We start from the raw sequence: 14,691 nt of genomic DNA on the forward strand, positions 1-14,691 counted from the left end.
GAGAACCGGGCCGCGCGGGAACTGCGGGATCACCTCGCCGACCACGCGCGGACGAACGCCTCGCCCACCAGGCGGCGGGGGTCCTGGCCGGCCTCACGCAGTTCCGTCGAGAACCGGGCCGCGCCCGAGCAGTCGTCCAGCAGCGTTCCGGCCAGCCAACGCGACGGCAACGCCGGGTTCAAGATCCCCGCGGCCTGCCCCCTGGCCAGGGCCAGGCGCAACGGTTCGAGGCAGTCGGCGTAGTCGTGGGGGAGGCCACCGCCGACGGCCACGTCCAGACCGGGGCCGTTGACCAGGACCGGATAGGCCTGCACCGCCTCCATCGTCGCGGTCACGGCGCGCTCCACCAGTTCCCCCAGAGGGCACTCCGTCAGCTGTGCGGCGACGAACACCTGACGGGCCCCGGTGAAGGCGTCCTGGTAGACCTCGCCGACCAGCTGCTCGCGGGTGTGGAAGTGGCGGTAGACCGTCGTCCGTCCCAGGCCGGTGGCCGCCGTCAGCTCCTCCATCGTGGCGCCGGGGTGTTCGGCCAGCAGGACGCCCGCCGCGCGGATGATCCGTTCGTGGTTGCGGCAGGCGTCGGCGCGCTGTCCCCGGACCGAGGTTCTCGATGGCTCACCGGTCATGCCCTCATGATTCCATGTCACGGAGACAGGGAGGGCGGGCCGGATGCTTGAGACGCCCAGAGACCTCAGTCGATGATGGCCACACCGCCGATCTCCCAGATCGACTGCTCGGGTGTGGCACCGTCGGGGTTGCGCCAGGTGCGCACGTCGGTGAAGCCGGGATCCACCATCTCCAGCCCCTCCACGTAGGCGCGGGCCTCCTCGACGGTGCGGACCCGGCCCCAGTTGCCCCTCGTGGAGCTGAGCATGAAGTCGGTCAGCTCGGCCGCCGCGGCGGGGTCGTCGCTGACCAGGTGCGAGAACGCCAGCCGGCTGCCGGGCGCCAACGCGCTCAACATCGTCTGGAGGGCCTCCTTGGGCCGCGCCGAGTCGGGGATGCAGTGCACCAGGGCGATGAACAACAGGCCCACCGGCTTGGAGAAGTCGATGAGGGCGGTGAGGTCGGGGTGTTCGAGGATGGAGTGCGGGTCGGTCGCGTCGGCCGTGATGACCGTGGTGTTGGGATTGTCGGCGAGGATCGCGCGGCCGTGGGCGAGCACGATCGGGTCGTTGTCGATGTAGACGACCCGGGCGTCCGCGGCGATGGACTGGGCCACCTGGTGGGTGTTCTCCGCGGTGGGAAGACCCGAGCCGACGTCGATGAACTGGGTGATCCCGGCTTCGGCGGTGAGGTGCCGCACCACCCTGGACAGCCAGGCCCGGTTGTCCAGGGCGACCCTGCGGATCTCGGGGAAGCTCTGCATGAGCTGAGCCGCCGCGTCACGGTCGGGACCGAAGTTGTCCTTGCCGTACAGCAGCGCGTCGTAGATCCGCGCGACCTGGGGGGTGGTGGGGTCGATCTCGGGAGGGAAGGAGCCGGCAGTGCGGACGTCCTGGGCGGCCATCAGGGGAAGCACCTCGCGATTCTGCGTACATGGATGATGACGCGATTGCCGGAATCCTAGACCCCCAAGGGCCTTATTGCGCTACCCTGTCGGCCCTCTCGTCTCACCCCCGCGGGGCCCGCGCGGACGTGTCTCCTGGGCGTTCACGCCTTCACCCCATGGGTTTTCGCTGATCAACACCTCATACAGCGGAGTCAGCGCCTCGGCCGCCTCCGCAGCCTCCTGCGGATCCGCCAGCGCGTGGACGGCCGGTTGCGGACGCGGGGGCGTGGAGGGGAGCGGGGGCAGGTCCGGGGCCCTCCAGAAGTCGGGGCCGTCGGGCAGCGGACCGATCTCCACGGGCGCGGGGGCGGGGAGCGCCTCCCCCACGGGGGCGGCGGCAGGTCCGAGCTGACGCACCTGTCCGAGGAAGGCGCGGCGTTCCCGCCCCAGCCACGCCAGGAGCAGGAACGGATCGTCGTCCAGCCGGGCGGCGAACGCGCCCAGACAGGCCATGACGTGTCCGCACGGGTCCTCCCAGCCGGCGCAGGAGCAGGTCGTGACGAGATCGAGCGGACCTTGGGGCAGGAGGGCGGAGCCGAGCAGGTCGAAGACCCGCTCGACCTCCACGGGCAGTTCGCCGGAGAGGAGCCTGGCCCGAAACAGCGGCTGGCCGGCGAGCGCCGCGCAGATCCGGTCCCACGTCCCGTCGTCGAGTGTCTCGCGGATCAGGCTGACGTGGTGGGAGCGGCCGGCCGTCCCGCCCACCTTGGCCACCACCTCTCCCGCGCGTACCCGTAGCTCGGTGACCGCGCCGCCGGCCGCGTGGAGGCGTCCCCGTTCCAGCGGGTCCGCGCCGGTCACCGCCTCCAGCGCCTCGGTGAACCGCTGCGACCAGCGTGCGTGCCGGCTCACTGCGCCACCGCCTCGGGAGACAGCCGTACCACCTCGCGCAACTGCTCGGTGGACAGTTCCGTCAACCACTCCTCCCCGGTTCCCACCACGCTCTCGGCCAACGCCCTCTTGCGTTGGATCATCTCGTCCACCCGTTCCTCCAGGGTGCCCACGCAGACGAGTTTGCGCACCTGGACGTCACGACGCTGCCCGATGCGAAACGCCCGATCGGTCGCCTGCTCCTCGACGGCGGGATTCCACCAACGGTCGATGTGGACGACGTGGTTGGCGGCGGTCAGGTTCAGTCCCGTCCCCGCGGCCTTGAGGGACAGCAGGAACACCATCGGCTCCGCCGTCTTTTGGAAGTGAGCCGTCATCTCCTCGCGGCGGTGTCGCGGGGTCCCGCCGTGCAGCCACAACACCTGACGACCCAGCCGCGCCGCCAGGTAGGGCGCGAGCCGGTCGCCGAAGGAGGTGTACTGCGTGAAGCACAGGGCCTTGTCCCCTTCGGCGAGCGCCTCCTCCAGCAGCAGCTCCAGGCGCTCCAGTTTGCCCGAGCGGCCGGTGAGGGCGGAGCCGTCGGCGAGGAACTGCGCGGGATGGTTGCAGATCTGTTTGAGGCGGGCCATCGTCGCCAGCACCAGTCCCTTGCGTTCGATGCCCTCGGTCTCCTCGACCCGCTCCAGCATGTCGTCCACGGTCGCCTTGTACAGGGAGGCCTGTTCGGGGGTGAGCGTGCACCAGGCCGTCATCTCCAGTTTGTCGGGCAGGTCGGAGATGATCGAGCGGTCGGTCTTGACCCGGCGCAGGATGAAGGGGCCGGTCAACCGCTTGAGGAGAGCGGTGGCCTCGCGGCCGGCCACACCGTCGGCGTCCGCCTCGATCTTGGCGGAGATCGCCTGACGGAAACCGAAGGCCGACCCCAGCAGTCCGGGATTGGCGAACTCCATGATCGACCACAGCTCGCCGAGGTTGTTCTCCACCGGCGTCCCGGTGAGCGCGATACGGGACGTCGCGGGAAGCTCGCGCACCGCGCGGGCCTGACGGGTCTCGCTGTTCTTGATCGCCTGGGCCTCGTCGCAGACGACGCGCCGCCACGGCATCGCCGCGAGTTCGGCGCGATCACGCACCACCACCCCGTAGGTGGTCACGACCAGGTCGGTGTGCCCCAGCAGACGGGCCAGGTCGTTGCCGCGCGGCCGGCCGGGACCGTGGTGGACGTGGACGCGCAGGTTCGGGGCGAACGCGGCCGCCTCACGTTGCCAGTTGCCCACGAGGGAGACCGGACAGACGAGCAGGGTCGGTCCGGCGGGGGCGCGGTCGTGTTCGTCGGCGATCAACGCGAGCAGCTGTACGGTCTTGCCCAGGCCCATGTCGTCGGCCAGGACCGCGCCCAGACCGAGCTCGCCGAGGAAACGCAGCCACGCCGCGCCCCGCTCCTGGTAGGGGCGCAGCGTCCCGGTGAAGCCCGCGGGGGTGGGCATCGGTTCGAGGTGACGTTCGGCGCTGCCGTCCAGCAGCGCGCCGAGCGCCCCGTCGGCGTCGACGTCGCGTACCGGCAGCGGCGTCCCGGGGTCGGGTGCGACGGCCAGCCGCAGGGCCTCCTCCCGGCGCATCCGCCCGCGCCCGCGCCGGCGCAGGAACTCCAATGCGGTGCGCAGGTGGGCGGGATCCACCTCCACCCACCGTCCGCGTACCCGGACCAGGGGTTGTTTGAGGCGGGCCAGCTCGGCGAGTTCGTCGAGGTCGATGGTGTCCTCGCCGAGGACCGCGTCGAGGGAGAAGTCGACCAGGTCGTCGGTGCCGATGCCGCCGCTCCCACCCGGACCCCGCTCCCGGGTGGTCAGGCGCAGCCCCAGGGAGCGCCGTCCGGCCCACTGGGGCAGCACCACGCCGAATCCGGCGGCGCTGAGCCGAGGGGCGACGTCCCGGATGAAGGCGTGCGCGCCGCCGGTGCCCGTCTCGATGGCCTCGGGGGCGAGCTCGCGCAGGACCGGGGAGAGGGCGGGGTAGTACCGCGCGGCGCGGGCGAGGTCGCGTAGCAGTCCCGTCTCGACGCCTTCGGGCAGCCACGCGGCCCCCTCGCCCAGCCACAGGGAGCGCAGCGGCAGTTGCAGGCTCGGTTCGGTTCCGGACTGCACCCAGAACTCCACCCGCCACGTCTCGCCGGTGGCGGGGCCGTCCTGTTCCGGTTCGGCGAGGCGGAAGAGCAGCCGGGCCGATGCGCCCGCGCGGTGGGCCTCGTGCTGCCAGGCGCGTGTCCGCCCGGCCAGGTGCACGGGCACGCCGGATGTGGGATCGGGGCGGCGCAGCGGACGTGTCCAGGCGGGGGCGGACAACGGCCCCGCGAGAGTGAGGCGGGCGCGCGCGACCGCGTCGGTGAGCGCGCACAGCGCGTCGAAGACCAGGGCGCTCGCCTGACCACCGGTGTCGCCCGGGTCGAGGTGGGCGCGGGCCGACGGCGGCAGGGCGCGCACCAGGGCGGTGAAGTGGGCGGCGTCGGGGCCGGTGAGCACGGGGCGCCAGCGTGCGCTGGGGGGCTCACTGTCCACGAGGGGGAGAAGACGTCCCGACGAGGTCAGACGGGCGGCGAATGCGGCCACCGCGCTGAGATGGCGCAGCCCCGGGCCGAGGTCGAGACCGTCGGGGGCGCCGTCGTGCAGGGCGGAGAGCAGGGTGGCGGCGTCGACCGGCGGGAGGAGGCAGGCGGGCACCTTCCAGGGCCGAAGAGCGGGTCGCCGTACGGTCGCCGGATCGGACGGTGCGCCGAGGGCGGGGGAGGGGAGGGGGCGGGAATCGGCCTCTGGGAGGAGGAGGGGGAGATCGCCGATGGGGGCGTCGGCGATGCGGGCGGCCAGGGCGCCGTCGTCTCCGGCGAGTGTGCGCAGCGCGGCGCGGAGCACTTTGGCGGAGGCCGCGTAGGGGTGGGGGCGTACGGCGGCCTGGGGGACGGTGCGCGTGGGCGCGGCGGAGTCTTCCGCCCATAGCGCCATGCCCTTCGTGTCCCACAGGGCGTGCACCACCAGCACGCGAACCTCCTTGTCCTCGGGCGTCGCCGCCTTGGCGGCCCCGTCCAGTATGGCGAGGTCGCGGGCCGGGCCGGACCGGGGTGACCGTTCACCCGCCGGGGCAACCGAAAGTAAATCTACAACGTAAAGGAAGGGGGCGGAAAAGCTTCCCTTCCTTATGAACGGCTCACCACCCGCCCACCGATCAAGGGAGGACTCCCGAAAAATGCGGACCGCGTCGGCTCGCCGGACAGGACGCGGTGACGGGCCGTGTGCCGGGTCGATGGTGACGGCGTGACACGGCGGATGCGGGACGGAGGGCTCGCCATCGTGGATGGGGGCCGGCCTCGACCCGGACGAGCCGTAGGGGCGGCCAGGAGGTGTGCCCGTGGGGAGCGGACCCGTCCCGTCCGGATCGGGCGCGCCGCGGCGACGCCCTCCCGGGCGCGTGTCCGTCCAGGAGGGGCGGAGAAAAACCAAAGGCAAGGAGGTCTGGTCACTCCTTGCCACTCTTAATCTATAGCGCACCCGGGGGCTTGCGGCAAGACCCGGGTCGTGCCGGACAATCTCCAGCCGAAGCCGGAACCGGCGGAGACCGGGGACGCGCGAAGCCGGTGTGCCCTGTCCACGAACACGCACACCAAAGGACGTAACCGCCACTGGCACTCGCGGCGCGAAGGGGTGCGCGCGCCATCGGACCGTGTCGGGTCCGGCCGAAGACCAACCTTGCTGAATGGGGCCCTCATGATCGACGTGATCGTTGCCGGCGGCGGACCGACCGGCCTGATGCTGGCCGGGGAGCTGCGATTGCGCGGCGTGCGCGTTCTCGTGCTGGAGAAGGAGACGGAGCCGACCGGGCAGGCCCGCGCGCTCGGATTGCACGTGCGCAGCATCGAGGTGATGGACCAGCGGGGCCTGCTGGAGCGTTTCCTCGCGCTCGGCAAGCAGTTCATGGTCGGTGGCTTCTTCGCCGGCATCGACAAACCGTGGCCCGACCGCTTGGACACCGCGCACGGCTACGTCCTCGCCATCCCGCAGAGCAGCACCGAGCGCCTGCTGGCCGAGCACGCCGTCGAGCTCGGTGTCGAGATCCGGCGCGGGTGCGAACTGGTCGGACTGGCCCAGGACGAACACGGGGTGAGCGCCGAGCTGGCCGACGGCACGCGGCTGCGCTCACGCTACCTCGTCGGCTGCGACGGAGGCCGCAGCACGGTGCGCAAGCTGCTCGGCGTCGGCTTTCCCGGCGAGCCCTCCCGGGTCGAGACACTGGTGGGTGAGATGGAGGTGACCGCGTCGCCGGAGACGCTGGCCTCCGTGGTGGCCGAGGTCCGCAAGACCCATCTCCGCTTCGGCGCCGTCCCCCTCGAGGGCGAGGTCTACCGCCTCATCGTGCCGGCCGAGGGGGTGGCCGAGGACCGCGCGGCCCCGGTGACCCTGGAGGAGTTCAGGCAGCGGTTGCGGGCGTTCGCCGGCACCGACTTCGGCGCGCACTCGCCGCGCTGCCTCTCCCGCTTCGGTGACGCCACCCGGCTGGCCGATCGGTACCGGGTCGGCCGGGTGCTGTTGGCCGGCGACGCGGCGCACATCCACCCGCCGACCGGTGGGCAGGGGCTCAACCTCGGCCTCCAGGACGCGTTCAACCTCGGCTGGAAACTGGCCGCCGAGGTCCACGGCTGGGCGCCGGAGGGGCTGCTGGACAGCTACCACGCCGAACGGCGCCCGGTGGCCGCCGACGTGCTGGTCAACACCCGTGCGCAGATCGAGCTGCTGTCGCTCGAACCGGGTCCCCGGGCGGTGCGCCGGCTGGTGTCGGAACTGATGGACTTCGAGGAGGTGAACCGGTACCTGATCGAGAAGATCACCGCGATCGGGGTCCGCTACGACCTCGGCGACGGACATGACCTGCTCGGCCGGCGGATGCGTGACGTACGGCTCGAGCAGGGGCGCCTCTACGAGCTGATGCGTGGCGGCCGCGGGCTGCTGCTCGACCGGACCGGCCGGCTCTCGGCGGCGGGCTGGGCGGATCGGGTCGACCATGTCGTCGACGTCGGCGATGGAGTGGACGTGCCCGCGGCGCTGCTGCGGCCCGACGGCCATGTGGCGTGGGTCGGTGAGGACCAGCAGGAGCTGCTCGGCCGGCTGGCCACGTGGTTCGGCGCCCCCACCAGCTGAGCCATGCCTCCCGGAGGGGACACACACCCCGTGGCGGACTTGGGCGATCCCCGCCCGGAAGCGCGCAGGTCAGGGCAGGGCGGTGGTCGCCCCGCTCGCCGCGGAGTCCGCCGGCCGTGGCCGAACCGTCGCGCGTCCCCTCCAGTCGCGGGCCGGAGAGGCGCACAGAGCCTCTCCGTGGCCGAGGCGGCCCGGCCGGGCCTGGGCGGGCCGGCCGGGCCATCCGTCACCCTCGGACAACTCAGGTTCCGTGCAGATGGAGGAAGAGGTCCACCCACCGGTCAGGGGGGACGAAGGCGACCACCCGGCGGGGGTCCACCCCCGCCGCGCGGAACGCGGCGTCCAGCCGCCGCCGCGGATGGTCCCGGCGCAACGAGGCGTGCAGGCAGCCGCCGACCCCGCTGAATCCCGTGTCGACGAAGTGGCGGTAGGCGCCGGCCAGATGGTCGGGGACCAGCGGGACCGGGCGGCGACGCAACCGCAGTACCCCCGCGTCGACGCGGGGGACCGGGAAGAACCTGTCACGGGGAACGCGGCCCGCCAGGGTCCACTCGAACCAGGGCCAGGTTCGCACCGTCAACCTGCTCCACCTCCCGAATCCGCCGGTGCGCTTGCGGGCGTACTCCACCTGGGTGATCAGGGTCGCGCTGGTCAGGGTGGGAGCCCGCAGACACCAGTCGACGATGTCCGAGGTGATCGAGTAGGGGATGTTCGCGACGACGGAGAACGGGGCGCGGGGCGTTCTGGAATCCAGGAAGTCCCCGCTGATCACCCGGACGGAGGGGACGGCCCGGTAGCGCTTCGCGAGCCGGGCGGCGAAACCGGGGTCGATCTCGTAGCACAGCAGCCTCCCGCAGACCGGCGCGAGGAAGCGGGTCAGCGCGCCATCGCCCGGACCGACCTCGATGACGAGGTCGTCACGGCGGGGGGCAGCAAGGCGCACCAGCCAACGGGCGACGGAGGGGTCGGTCAGGAAGTTCTGGGAGAGGGCTCGGCGCCGGTTCGCCCGTCTCCCCTTGGAGGGGACACGGGTGCCGGGGGCGGAGCCTGCGGGGGTGCCACGGTGGTGGGACATGAGAGGTCCGTTCCTGCCACACGGAGAGGTGGCGGAGGCGGACGGGGCCGTGGAGCGCGTGCGCCTGGGGCGACGCGGTGATGGGACACGGGCCCGTCCGAGGGCGGTCATGGACTGCGCATGCCGCCCGGTCCCAGGAGTGGGGAACAGGACGCCTCAGGGCGCGGCGAGGCCGCGTGGCAGGGGACGGGGACCTAGAGCACCCGGTCGGACGGGCTCCCCGAGACGGTGGTCGGGGAGCCGGACGGGCGTGTCAGTCGCCGGCGCGTCCTGGTGGAACCGGGACGGCGGACCGGTGGCGGGGACGGATCACGAGGTCGGCCCCCCACCGGGAGCCGAAGCCGGTCACCGCGCAGCAGGCCGCGGCAGAAGAAGCACTCATGGTGGGATCACCCTAGGCCGCCCCCGTGGCGGGGACAACAGGTTTTTCCCTGTCCGGATTGGGGGATTACCTGGTTTGTTTTCCCGAATACCCAGCCGACCCTTGGGTAGCTGCCCCGCCGTTGTGACCGAGGGGGGAAGATGATTCGCAAGCTCCACGAGATGGGTGTCACGTCCGAGATGGCCTACACGGCTGGTTTCGGGTCGATCGGGTTGACCGTACTGATCTGGCTGGCCTCCAAGAAGGGCGAGGACGCCGGCATCGACCGGGCGGACCGCTGGGGGCTGTTCGTCGGAGAGTGGGCCCCGACGTTCTTCGCGCTGGGGATCGCGCTGAAGTTGGAGGAACAGCGCTTTCTCAGGTGAGGTCGCCCCGCGGCCGATAGGCGCTTCCAGAGGTCCCGCGCTCAGGCGCGGGACCTCTGTGCTGGAGGAGGGGGCCTGCCCGCCCGCTCTGCGAACCGGTCGGGGAGGCGGACGCCGGTGGGAGGGCAGGACGCCCCCGTGTCCCCTGGAGCCGAGGGAGCGGGGAACCGTTCCCGATGGGACGGGACGCGACCTCGTCCCGATGCTCGGACGGATCCTCGGAGCCCTACCTGTGTCCCGTCCGTCGTCCCCACATGAGGGTTATGAATCTACAAGGTAAAGGTGCCGGTCTCTAGAAAAACAAAAAGTGAAAAATTAAACAAAATAGGAGGCGGCTACGCCGCCCAGCTCAAAAGGCCACGCTCCGCGACCGGTCAGGGCCTCACACGGGTCGGGAGGGCCGAAGGGGAAGGCGGCGGGCACGGGCCGAGGCCGCCACGAGAGCGGACAGGCGACGGGCGCTCGTCTCCTCGTCCTCGGCGTTCATCACCCACGACGTCGCGGCGCGTCGGTAGGGGAGATCCTGAGCGCGGAAGAACGCCCAAGCCGGGGGGTTGGCCTGGAAGAGCGCCAGATAGCTGTCGCACAGCTTGTCCCCCGAGCCGTGTGGGCAGGGGCCGGCCGGGGCGGACGCGGACGGCCCGAAGGCGGCGTGCCCGGCGGGATGGGCGAGCCCTCGCTCGGCAAGCTCGGCCACCCGGGCCGCGCGTAGTTCCTGGAAACGGTCGCCGGGTGGGCAGGGGGCGAGCCGGACCGCGTGGTGGTGGGCGTCGACGCGCACGCGCGCGGTGTCGACCCAGCCGAAGCACAGTGCCTGGTCCAGTGTTTCGGCCCAGCTCGGAGCCTGTTCCCCGACGTGGTCGTGGTCGGGGAGGCCGACCCACACCTCGGTGGCGCTCGCGTGGTTGGCCGTCAGCCAGGCGCGGAGTTCGGCGACGGTGGAGAAGAAGGTGGGGCGCATGAGAGCCCTCCGGACGTCGCGGGTCCCGTGTCCTGAATCTAGTCGAAGAGGCGGCGGAGGATACCGCGGGAAAAACGCGGCTCGGTAACGACGCCGCAGGTGGGCGTGGGGGGAGGGGCATTTCGTGAGGGTTGTGGTGGGAAAGTAGCAAAGGATGTTCCCTCGTGGGACGTCCTCACAAAGGAGTGAAAGGAGTTCTCATGCGAGCCGTCCAGTACACCGAGGTGGGTCGTCCCCCGGTCGTGAACGAGGTCGCGGTCCCCGAGCCGGGGCCGGGACAGATCCTGCTTGAGGTGACCGCCGCGGGGGTCTGCCACTCGGACCTCGCGGTCATGGGGTGGTCCGCTGACGAGTTCCCCTATCCGTTGCCGTTGACGCTGGGCCACGAGGGAGCCGGCCGTGTCGCCGCGGTGGGGGCGGAGGTGCGTTCCGTTTCCGTCGGCGATTCCGTGGTGGTGTACGGCCCGTGGGGGTGCGGTGTCTGTCACGCGTGCGCGAAGGGGGCGGAGAACTACTGCCCGCGCGCGGCGGGCATGGGGATCATGCCGCCGGGGCTGGGCCGGCCCGGTGCCCTGGCCGACTACATGCTGGTGGATTCCGAGCGGCACGTGGTTCCGATCGGTGACCTCGACCCGGTGCAGACGGTGCCGTTGACCGACGCCGGGTTGACCCCCTACCACGCGATCCGGCGTTCACTGGACAAGATGTACGCGGGCAGCACGGTCGTGGTGATCGGTGTGGGCGGTCTGGGGCACATCGGCGTGCAGTTGCTGCGGGCGATGAGCGCGGCGACGGTGGTGGCGCTCGACGTCCGGCCGGAGAGCCTGGAGTTGGCGGAGCGCAGTGGGGCCCACCACGTTTTCAAGTCGGACGCGTCCGCGGTGGACAAGGTCCGTGAGCTCAGCAACGGGGAGGGCGCCTCGGTGGTGCTGGACTTCGTCGGCGCTCAGGCGACGGTCGACCTGGCGGCGAAGCTGGTGGGCATGGACGGTGACGTGACCGTCGTGGGGATCGGTGGCGGTGTGCTTCCGGTGTCCTTCGCTTCGGTTCCCTATGGGGTCCGTGCGGGTGTGACCTACTGGGGGACGCGTAGCGAGCTGATCGAGCTGATCGATCTGGCGCGCGCGGGCTCGGTGAGCGCGCACGTGGAGCGTTACGAGCTGGCGGAGGCCCCGCAGGTGTACGAGCGGCTGCACGAGGGGCGGATCCAGGGGCGCGCGGTGATCGTGCCGCAGCGGTAGGCGATCGACGGTTGTGGACGCCGTCCGGTGGGGGTTCCCGTCGGGCGGCGTTTTCTTATGGGTGGGGCATCCATTCGATGAGCAGGATGGTGGCGTCGTCGCTGAGTTTGCAGTGCTGGTGGTCGAGGATGGCGTGGATGAGGCGGCGGAGTGCTTCGGGGGCGGGGTCGCCGACGGCGGTGGCGCGGATGATGAAGTCGGTGAAGCGTTCGAGTCCGAAGAGGGCGCCGTTGGCGTCGCGGGCTTCGGTGACGCCGTCGGTGTAGAGCAGGATGCGGTCGCCGGGTTGGAGCCGGAGTCGCTGGACGCTGCGTTCGAGGGGTGTGTCGAAGAGGCTGGGCAGGCCGAGGGGGGGTTCGGGGGTTCCTTCGAGGGCGTTGTCGATGACGCGCTGGTCGCGGATGAGTAGGGGTGGGGGGTGGCCGCAGTTGGTCCAGTCCAGGGTGCCGGTGGTGAGGTCGAGTTGGAGGAAGATGCCGGTGCAGAACTGGTCGGGGAGCCAGGTGGAGAGGGCCTGGTCGATGCGGGCGGTGAGTTTGTCGAGGCCGTTTCCGGTGCGGCGGGCGTTGCGGCAGGCGGCCATGGCGACGGAGGTGGCCAGGCCGGAGGCAGGTCGTGGCCCATGGAGTCGAGGATGGCCGCGTGCAGGGTGTCGGAGGTGAGGGCGTGGTCGAAGGCGTCGCCTCCGAGGTTGTAGGCGGGTTCGAGTACGGCGGTGGTGATGACGCGTTCGGTGCCGATGGTGCGGGGTGGGAGGAAGGCGCGCAGCATTTCTGAGGGGAGCCGCATGGGGGCGGTGCGGGTGTGCTGGGTGTAGGTGTCGCTGTAGGTGCGTTTGGAGGTGATGGTCATGGCGAGGAGGGCGGCGAGGGAGCGGCAGCGGCGCAGGGTGGTGCTGTCGAGGGTGGTGGTGTGGATGCCGAGGACGCCGAGGCGTTCGGCGCCGTCGATGAGGGGGAGCCAGGCGGTGAGGGTGCCGCTGTCGTTCTCGGTGATGCGCAGGGATTGGGCGCGGTAGGCGGCTCCTGCGGGGGAGGTTTCGACGGGGAGGGTGGGGAGTTTCTCGTCGAGGGGGATGAGGTGGTTCTGTTGGAGGTCGACGAGGTAGACGGAGGCGTGTTCGAGGCCGATGCTGGCGGCGTAGTCGTCGATGATGCGGGGGACGTCGTTGGGGCCGCAGGTGTGGGTGTGCTCGATGAGGCGTTGGAGTAGGTGTTCGCCTGGGCTGATCCGGAGTTCGTCGTCAGTCATGTGTCCCCCCGTTCACCAGTCTCACATTGGTTGTGGTGTGGCGGGGGGTGTTGGGTGCCGTGTCGCGGTTCGGGTGTGGGGGGTTGGCCGGGGCCTGTGGTGGGGCCCCGGCGTGGTGGTCAGCGTACGAGGAGGTCGAGGAGGCGGGTGGCTTCGGCCGCGGGATCGGTGGTGAGTCCGGTGTGGATGGGGCCGGGTTGGACGATGGTGCTGCGGGGGGCGGTGAGCCAGCGGAAGCGTCGGCCGGGGTCGTCGTGGCCGGCGGGGCCGGCGTCGGGGCCTCCGGTGCAGATGAGTTGGGTGGCGCGGAGGGCTCGGTGGACGCCGTCGATGTCGACGTTGGGGTCGAGGGCGCGGAGTCGGTCGGGGTCGAGGTGGCAGTGTGCTGCGAGGTAGGAGCGTGCTTGGCAGTAGACGATGACGCCGGCGTTGACGAGTTCGCCGCGTTCGAGGCGGGGGACGACCCGGATGAGGGCGTATTCGAAGACGTCGCGGTTCATCGGGGCAGCTCCGGCAGCCAGGTGCGGTCGGTGGCTCGGGTGAGCAGGTGGGTGGTGTAGGCGTCGCGGACGTCGTCGGGTGTGGGGAATCCGGGTTCGTCGTGGAGCCATGGGTCGGGGATGAGGGCGGTGATCTCGCGGAGGAGGGGTTCGGTGATGCGGGGGGCGAGGTCGTTGTCGGCTGCGGTGAGGTCGGGGTGGGTGTGGATGAGGACGTGGTCGGTGGCGTTGTAGGGGCGGGTGGCGGCTTTGGCTGCGCCGGGCCAGTTGTGGTGGAAGATCAGGGTCGCGCCGTGGTCGATGAGGTAGGGGCGGCCGTGCCAGACGAGCATGTTGGGGTTGCGCCAGCTGCGGTCGACGTTGCCGACGAGAGCGTCGAACCACAGGATGCGGCCGGCGAGGCCGGGGTCGATGGGGTAGACGAGGGGGTCGAAGCCGAGGGCGCCGGGGAGATAGTCCATGCCGAGGTTGAGGCCGCCGCTGGCTTTGAGGAGGTCTTGGACTTCTTCGTCGGGTTCGCCGCGTCCGATGAGGGGGTCGATGTGGAGGAGGGCGAGGTCGGGGACGGGGAGTCCGAGGCGGCGGGCGAGTTCTCCGGCGACGATCTCGGCGATGAGGGTTTTGCGGCCTTGGCCGGCGCCGATGAATTTGGCGACGTACATGCCGAGGTTGTCGGCTTCGACCAGGCCGGGGAGTGATCCGCCTTCGCGTAGGGGCGTGACGTATCTGGTGGCGGTTATCTCTTCGAGCACGCGCGCCAGCTTAGGGCGTGTTCGGTGGGTGGGTGGCCGTCGCGCCGGGGGTGTTTCGGCTGGCGGGGTGTCGGTGGTGGGGTCTGTCTCCTTGGGGTGTCCGTGGTCGTTGGTGTGGGTGGCGGGGCGGTGGGGTCAGGGGCGGGGGGCGATTCGGTAGTGGTAGCGGTGTGTTTCGGTGAATCCGGTGGTGGCGTAGAGGCGGCGGGCGGCGTGGTTGTCGCGTTCGACTTGGAGGTAGAGCCGGTGGGCGCCGTTGCGGGTGGCCCAGGCGGCGCCGGCGTGGAGGAGGGCGGTGGCGACGCCGGTGCGGCGGTGGTGGGGGTGGGTGGCCATGCAGAAGACGCCGGCCCAGCCGGGGGCTGCGGTGAATAGGGCGATGCCCGCGGTGTGGCCGTCGATGTTGAGGTGGGCGAAGGCGGTGGGGGTGTGGATGCGGGTGAGGATGGGGGTGTCGTCGTGGCCGGTGAGTTGGTGGTGGGTGGTGAGCCAGTGGTGGGTGGGTGTGGGGGTGAGGGTGATGGGCGGGGTGGGGGCGGTGGTGGCGATGGTGGTGGGTGCGGTGAGGACGAGGGTGGGGGTGGCGGTGGTGTAGCCGCGT

15 protein-coding genes are annotated in these 14,691 nt (G+C 71.2%); 5 read left to right on the forward strand and 10 right to left on the reverse strand.

The window, feature by feature from the left end; genetic code table 11:
- Positions 1–29: 29 nt before the first annotated feature.
- The 4 genes from ACYVHU_RS23950 to ACYVHU_RS23965 all read right to left on the reverse strand — a co-directional run bounded on the left by ACYVHU_RS23950 (position 30) and on the right by ACYVHU_RS23965 (position 5,412).
- The gene (locus ACYVHU_RS23950; protein ID WP_432940799.1) at positions 30–626 is read right to left on the reverse strand and encodes a TetR/AcrR family transcriptional regulator; all 597 of its coding nucleotides are present in this window, start codon (positions 624–626) and stop codon (positions 30–32) included.
- A 65-nt stretch (positions 627–691) separates the two neighbouring features.
- Entirely contained in the window at positions 692–1,522 is an 831-nt protein-coding gene (locus tag ACYVHU_RS23955) for an SAM-dependent methyltransferase (protein WP_432940796.1), read from the reverse strand.
- Positions 1,523–1,591: 69 nt separating this feature from the next.
- Positions 1,592–2,404, reverse strand: coding sequence for an SWIM zinc finger family protein (locus ACYVHU_RS23960; protein ID WP_432940793.1), 813 nt, complete (start codon positions 2,402–2,404; stop codon positions 1,592–1,594).
- Entirely contained in the window at positions 2,401–5,412 is a 3,012-nt protein-coding gene (locus ACYVHU_RS23965; protein ID WP_498949556.1) for an SNF2-related protein, read from the reverse strand. Before ACYVHU_RS23965 ends, ACYVHU_RS23960 begins: the two co-directional genes overlap by 4 nt.
- Positions 5,413–6,135: 723 nt before the next feature.
- On the opposite strand from ACYVHU_RS23965, the gene rox reads away from it, so the two are divergent.
- On the forward strand, positions 6,136–7,563 hold the full coding sequence (gene rox, locus ACYVHU_RS23970; protein WP_498949558.1) for an FAD-dependent monooxygenase: 1,428 nt from the start codon (positions 6,136–6,138) through the stop codon (positions 7,561–7,563).
- Between the two features lie 241 nt (positions 7,564–7,804).
- Here the strand turns inward: rox and erm are convergent, their stop codons facing one another.
- A complete protein-coding gene (erm, locus tag ACYVHU_RS23975; RefSeq protein ID WP_432940768.1) occupies positions 7,805–8,638 on the reverse strand; it encodes an ErmE/ErmH/ErmO/ErmR family 23S rRNA (adenine(2058)-N(6))-methyltransferase in 834 nt (277 codons plus the stop codon).
- 522 nt (positions 8,639–9,160) lie between these two features.
- On the opposite strand from erm, the gene ACYVHU_RS23980 reads away from it, so the two are divergent.
- Entirely contained in the window at positions 9,161–9,385 is a 225-nt protein-coding gene (locus tag ACYVHU_RS23980; protein WP_432940765.1) for a hypothetical protein, read from the forward strand.
- A 382-nt stretch (positions 9,386–9,767) separates the two neighbouring features.
- Here the strand turns inward: ACYVHU_RS23980 and ACYVHU_RS23985 are convergent, their stop codons facing one another.
- On the reverse strand, positions 9,768–10,346 hold the full coding sequence (locus tag ACYVHU_RS23985) for a YdeI/OmpD-associated family protein (protein WP_432940762.1): 579 nt from the start codon (positions 10,344–10,346) through the stop codon (positions 9,768–9,770).
- 200 nt (positions 10,347–10,546) lie between these two features.
- Here ACYVHU_RS23985 and ACYVHU_RS23990 point away from each other — a divergent pair, with 200 nt between their 5' ends.
- A complete protein-coding gene (locus ACYVHU_RS23990) occupies positions 10,547–11,587 on the forward strand; it encodes an NAD(P)-dependent alcohol dehydrogenase (protein WP_078761054.1) in 1,041 nt (346 codons plus the stop codon).
- 55 nt (positions 11,588–11,642) lie between these two features.
- On the opposite strand, the gene ACYVHU_RS23995 is transcribed toward ACYVHU_RS23990, so the two are convergent.
- Entirely contained in the window at positions 11,643–12,170 is a 528-nt protein-coding gene (locus ACYVHU_RS23995) for a PP2C family protein-serine/threonine phosphatase (RefSeq protein WP_432940759.1), read from the reverse strand.
- A gap of 59 nt (positions 12,171–12,229) precedes the next feature.
- Between ACYVHU_RS23995 and ACYVHU_RS24000 the strand changes: the two genes are divergently transcribed.
- Both ACYVHU_RS24000 and ACYVHU_RS24005 read left to right on the forward strand, forming a co-directional pair.
- Positions 12,230–12,364, forward strand: a complete 135-nt coding sequence (locus tag ACYVHU_RS24000; RefSeq protein ID WP_498949560.1) for a hypothetical protein — start codon at positions 12,230–12,232, stop codon at positions 12,362–12,364.
- A gap of 135 nt (positions 12,365–12,499) precedes the next feature.
- Positions 12,500–12,799 carry a hypothetical protein gene (locus ACYVHU_RS24005; protein WP_432940757.1) on the forward strand — a complete coding sequence of 100 codons (300 nt, stop codon included), beginning with the start codon at positions 12,500–12,502 and terminating at the stop codon, positions 12,797–12,799.
- Positions 12,800–12,957: 158 nt separating this feature from the next.
- On the opposite strand, the gene ACYVHU_RS24010 is transcribed toward ACYVHU_RS24005, so the two are convergent.
- From ACYVHU_RS24010 to ACYVHU_RS24020, 3 genes are all read right to left on the reverse strand, one after another.
- Positions 12,958–13,338, reverse strand: coding sequence for a DUF3037 domain-containing protein (locus ACYVHU_RS24010; protein ID WP_498949562.1), 381 nt, complete (start codon positions 13,336–13,338; stop codon positions 12,958–12,960).
- Positions 13,335–14,090 (reverse strand): HipA family kinase, encoded by a 756-nt coding sequence (locus ACYVHU_RS24015; RefSeq protein ID WP_200813571.1) that lies wholly within the window; start codon positions 14,088–14,090, stop codon positions 13,335–13,337. Before ACYVHU_RS24015 ends, ACYVHU_RS24010 begins: the two co-directional genes overlap by 4 nt.
- Before the next feature lie 135 nt (positions 14,091–14,225).
- A partial coding sequence (locus ACYVHU_RS24020; RefSeq protein ID WP_498949563.1) for a GNAT family N-acetyltransferase occupies positions 14,226–14,691 on the reverse strand: 466 nt, incomplete at its 5' end.

Source organism: Marinactinospora endophytica, assembly GCF_054780875.1.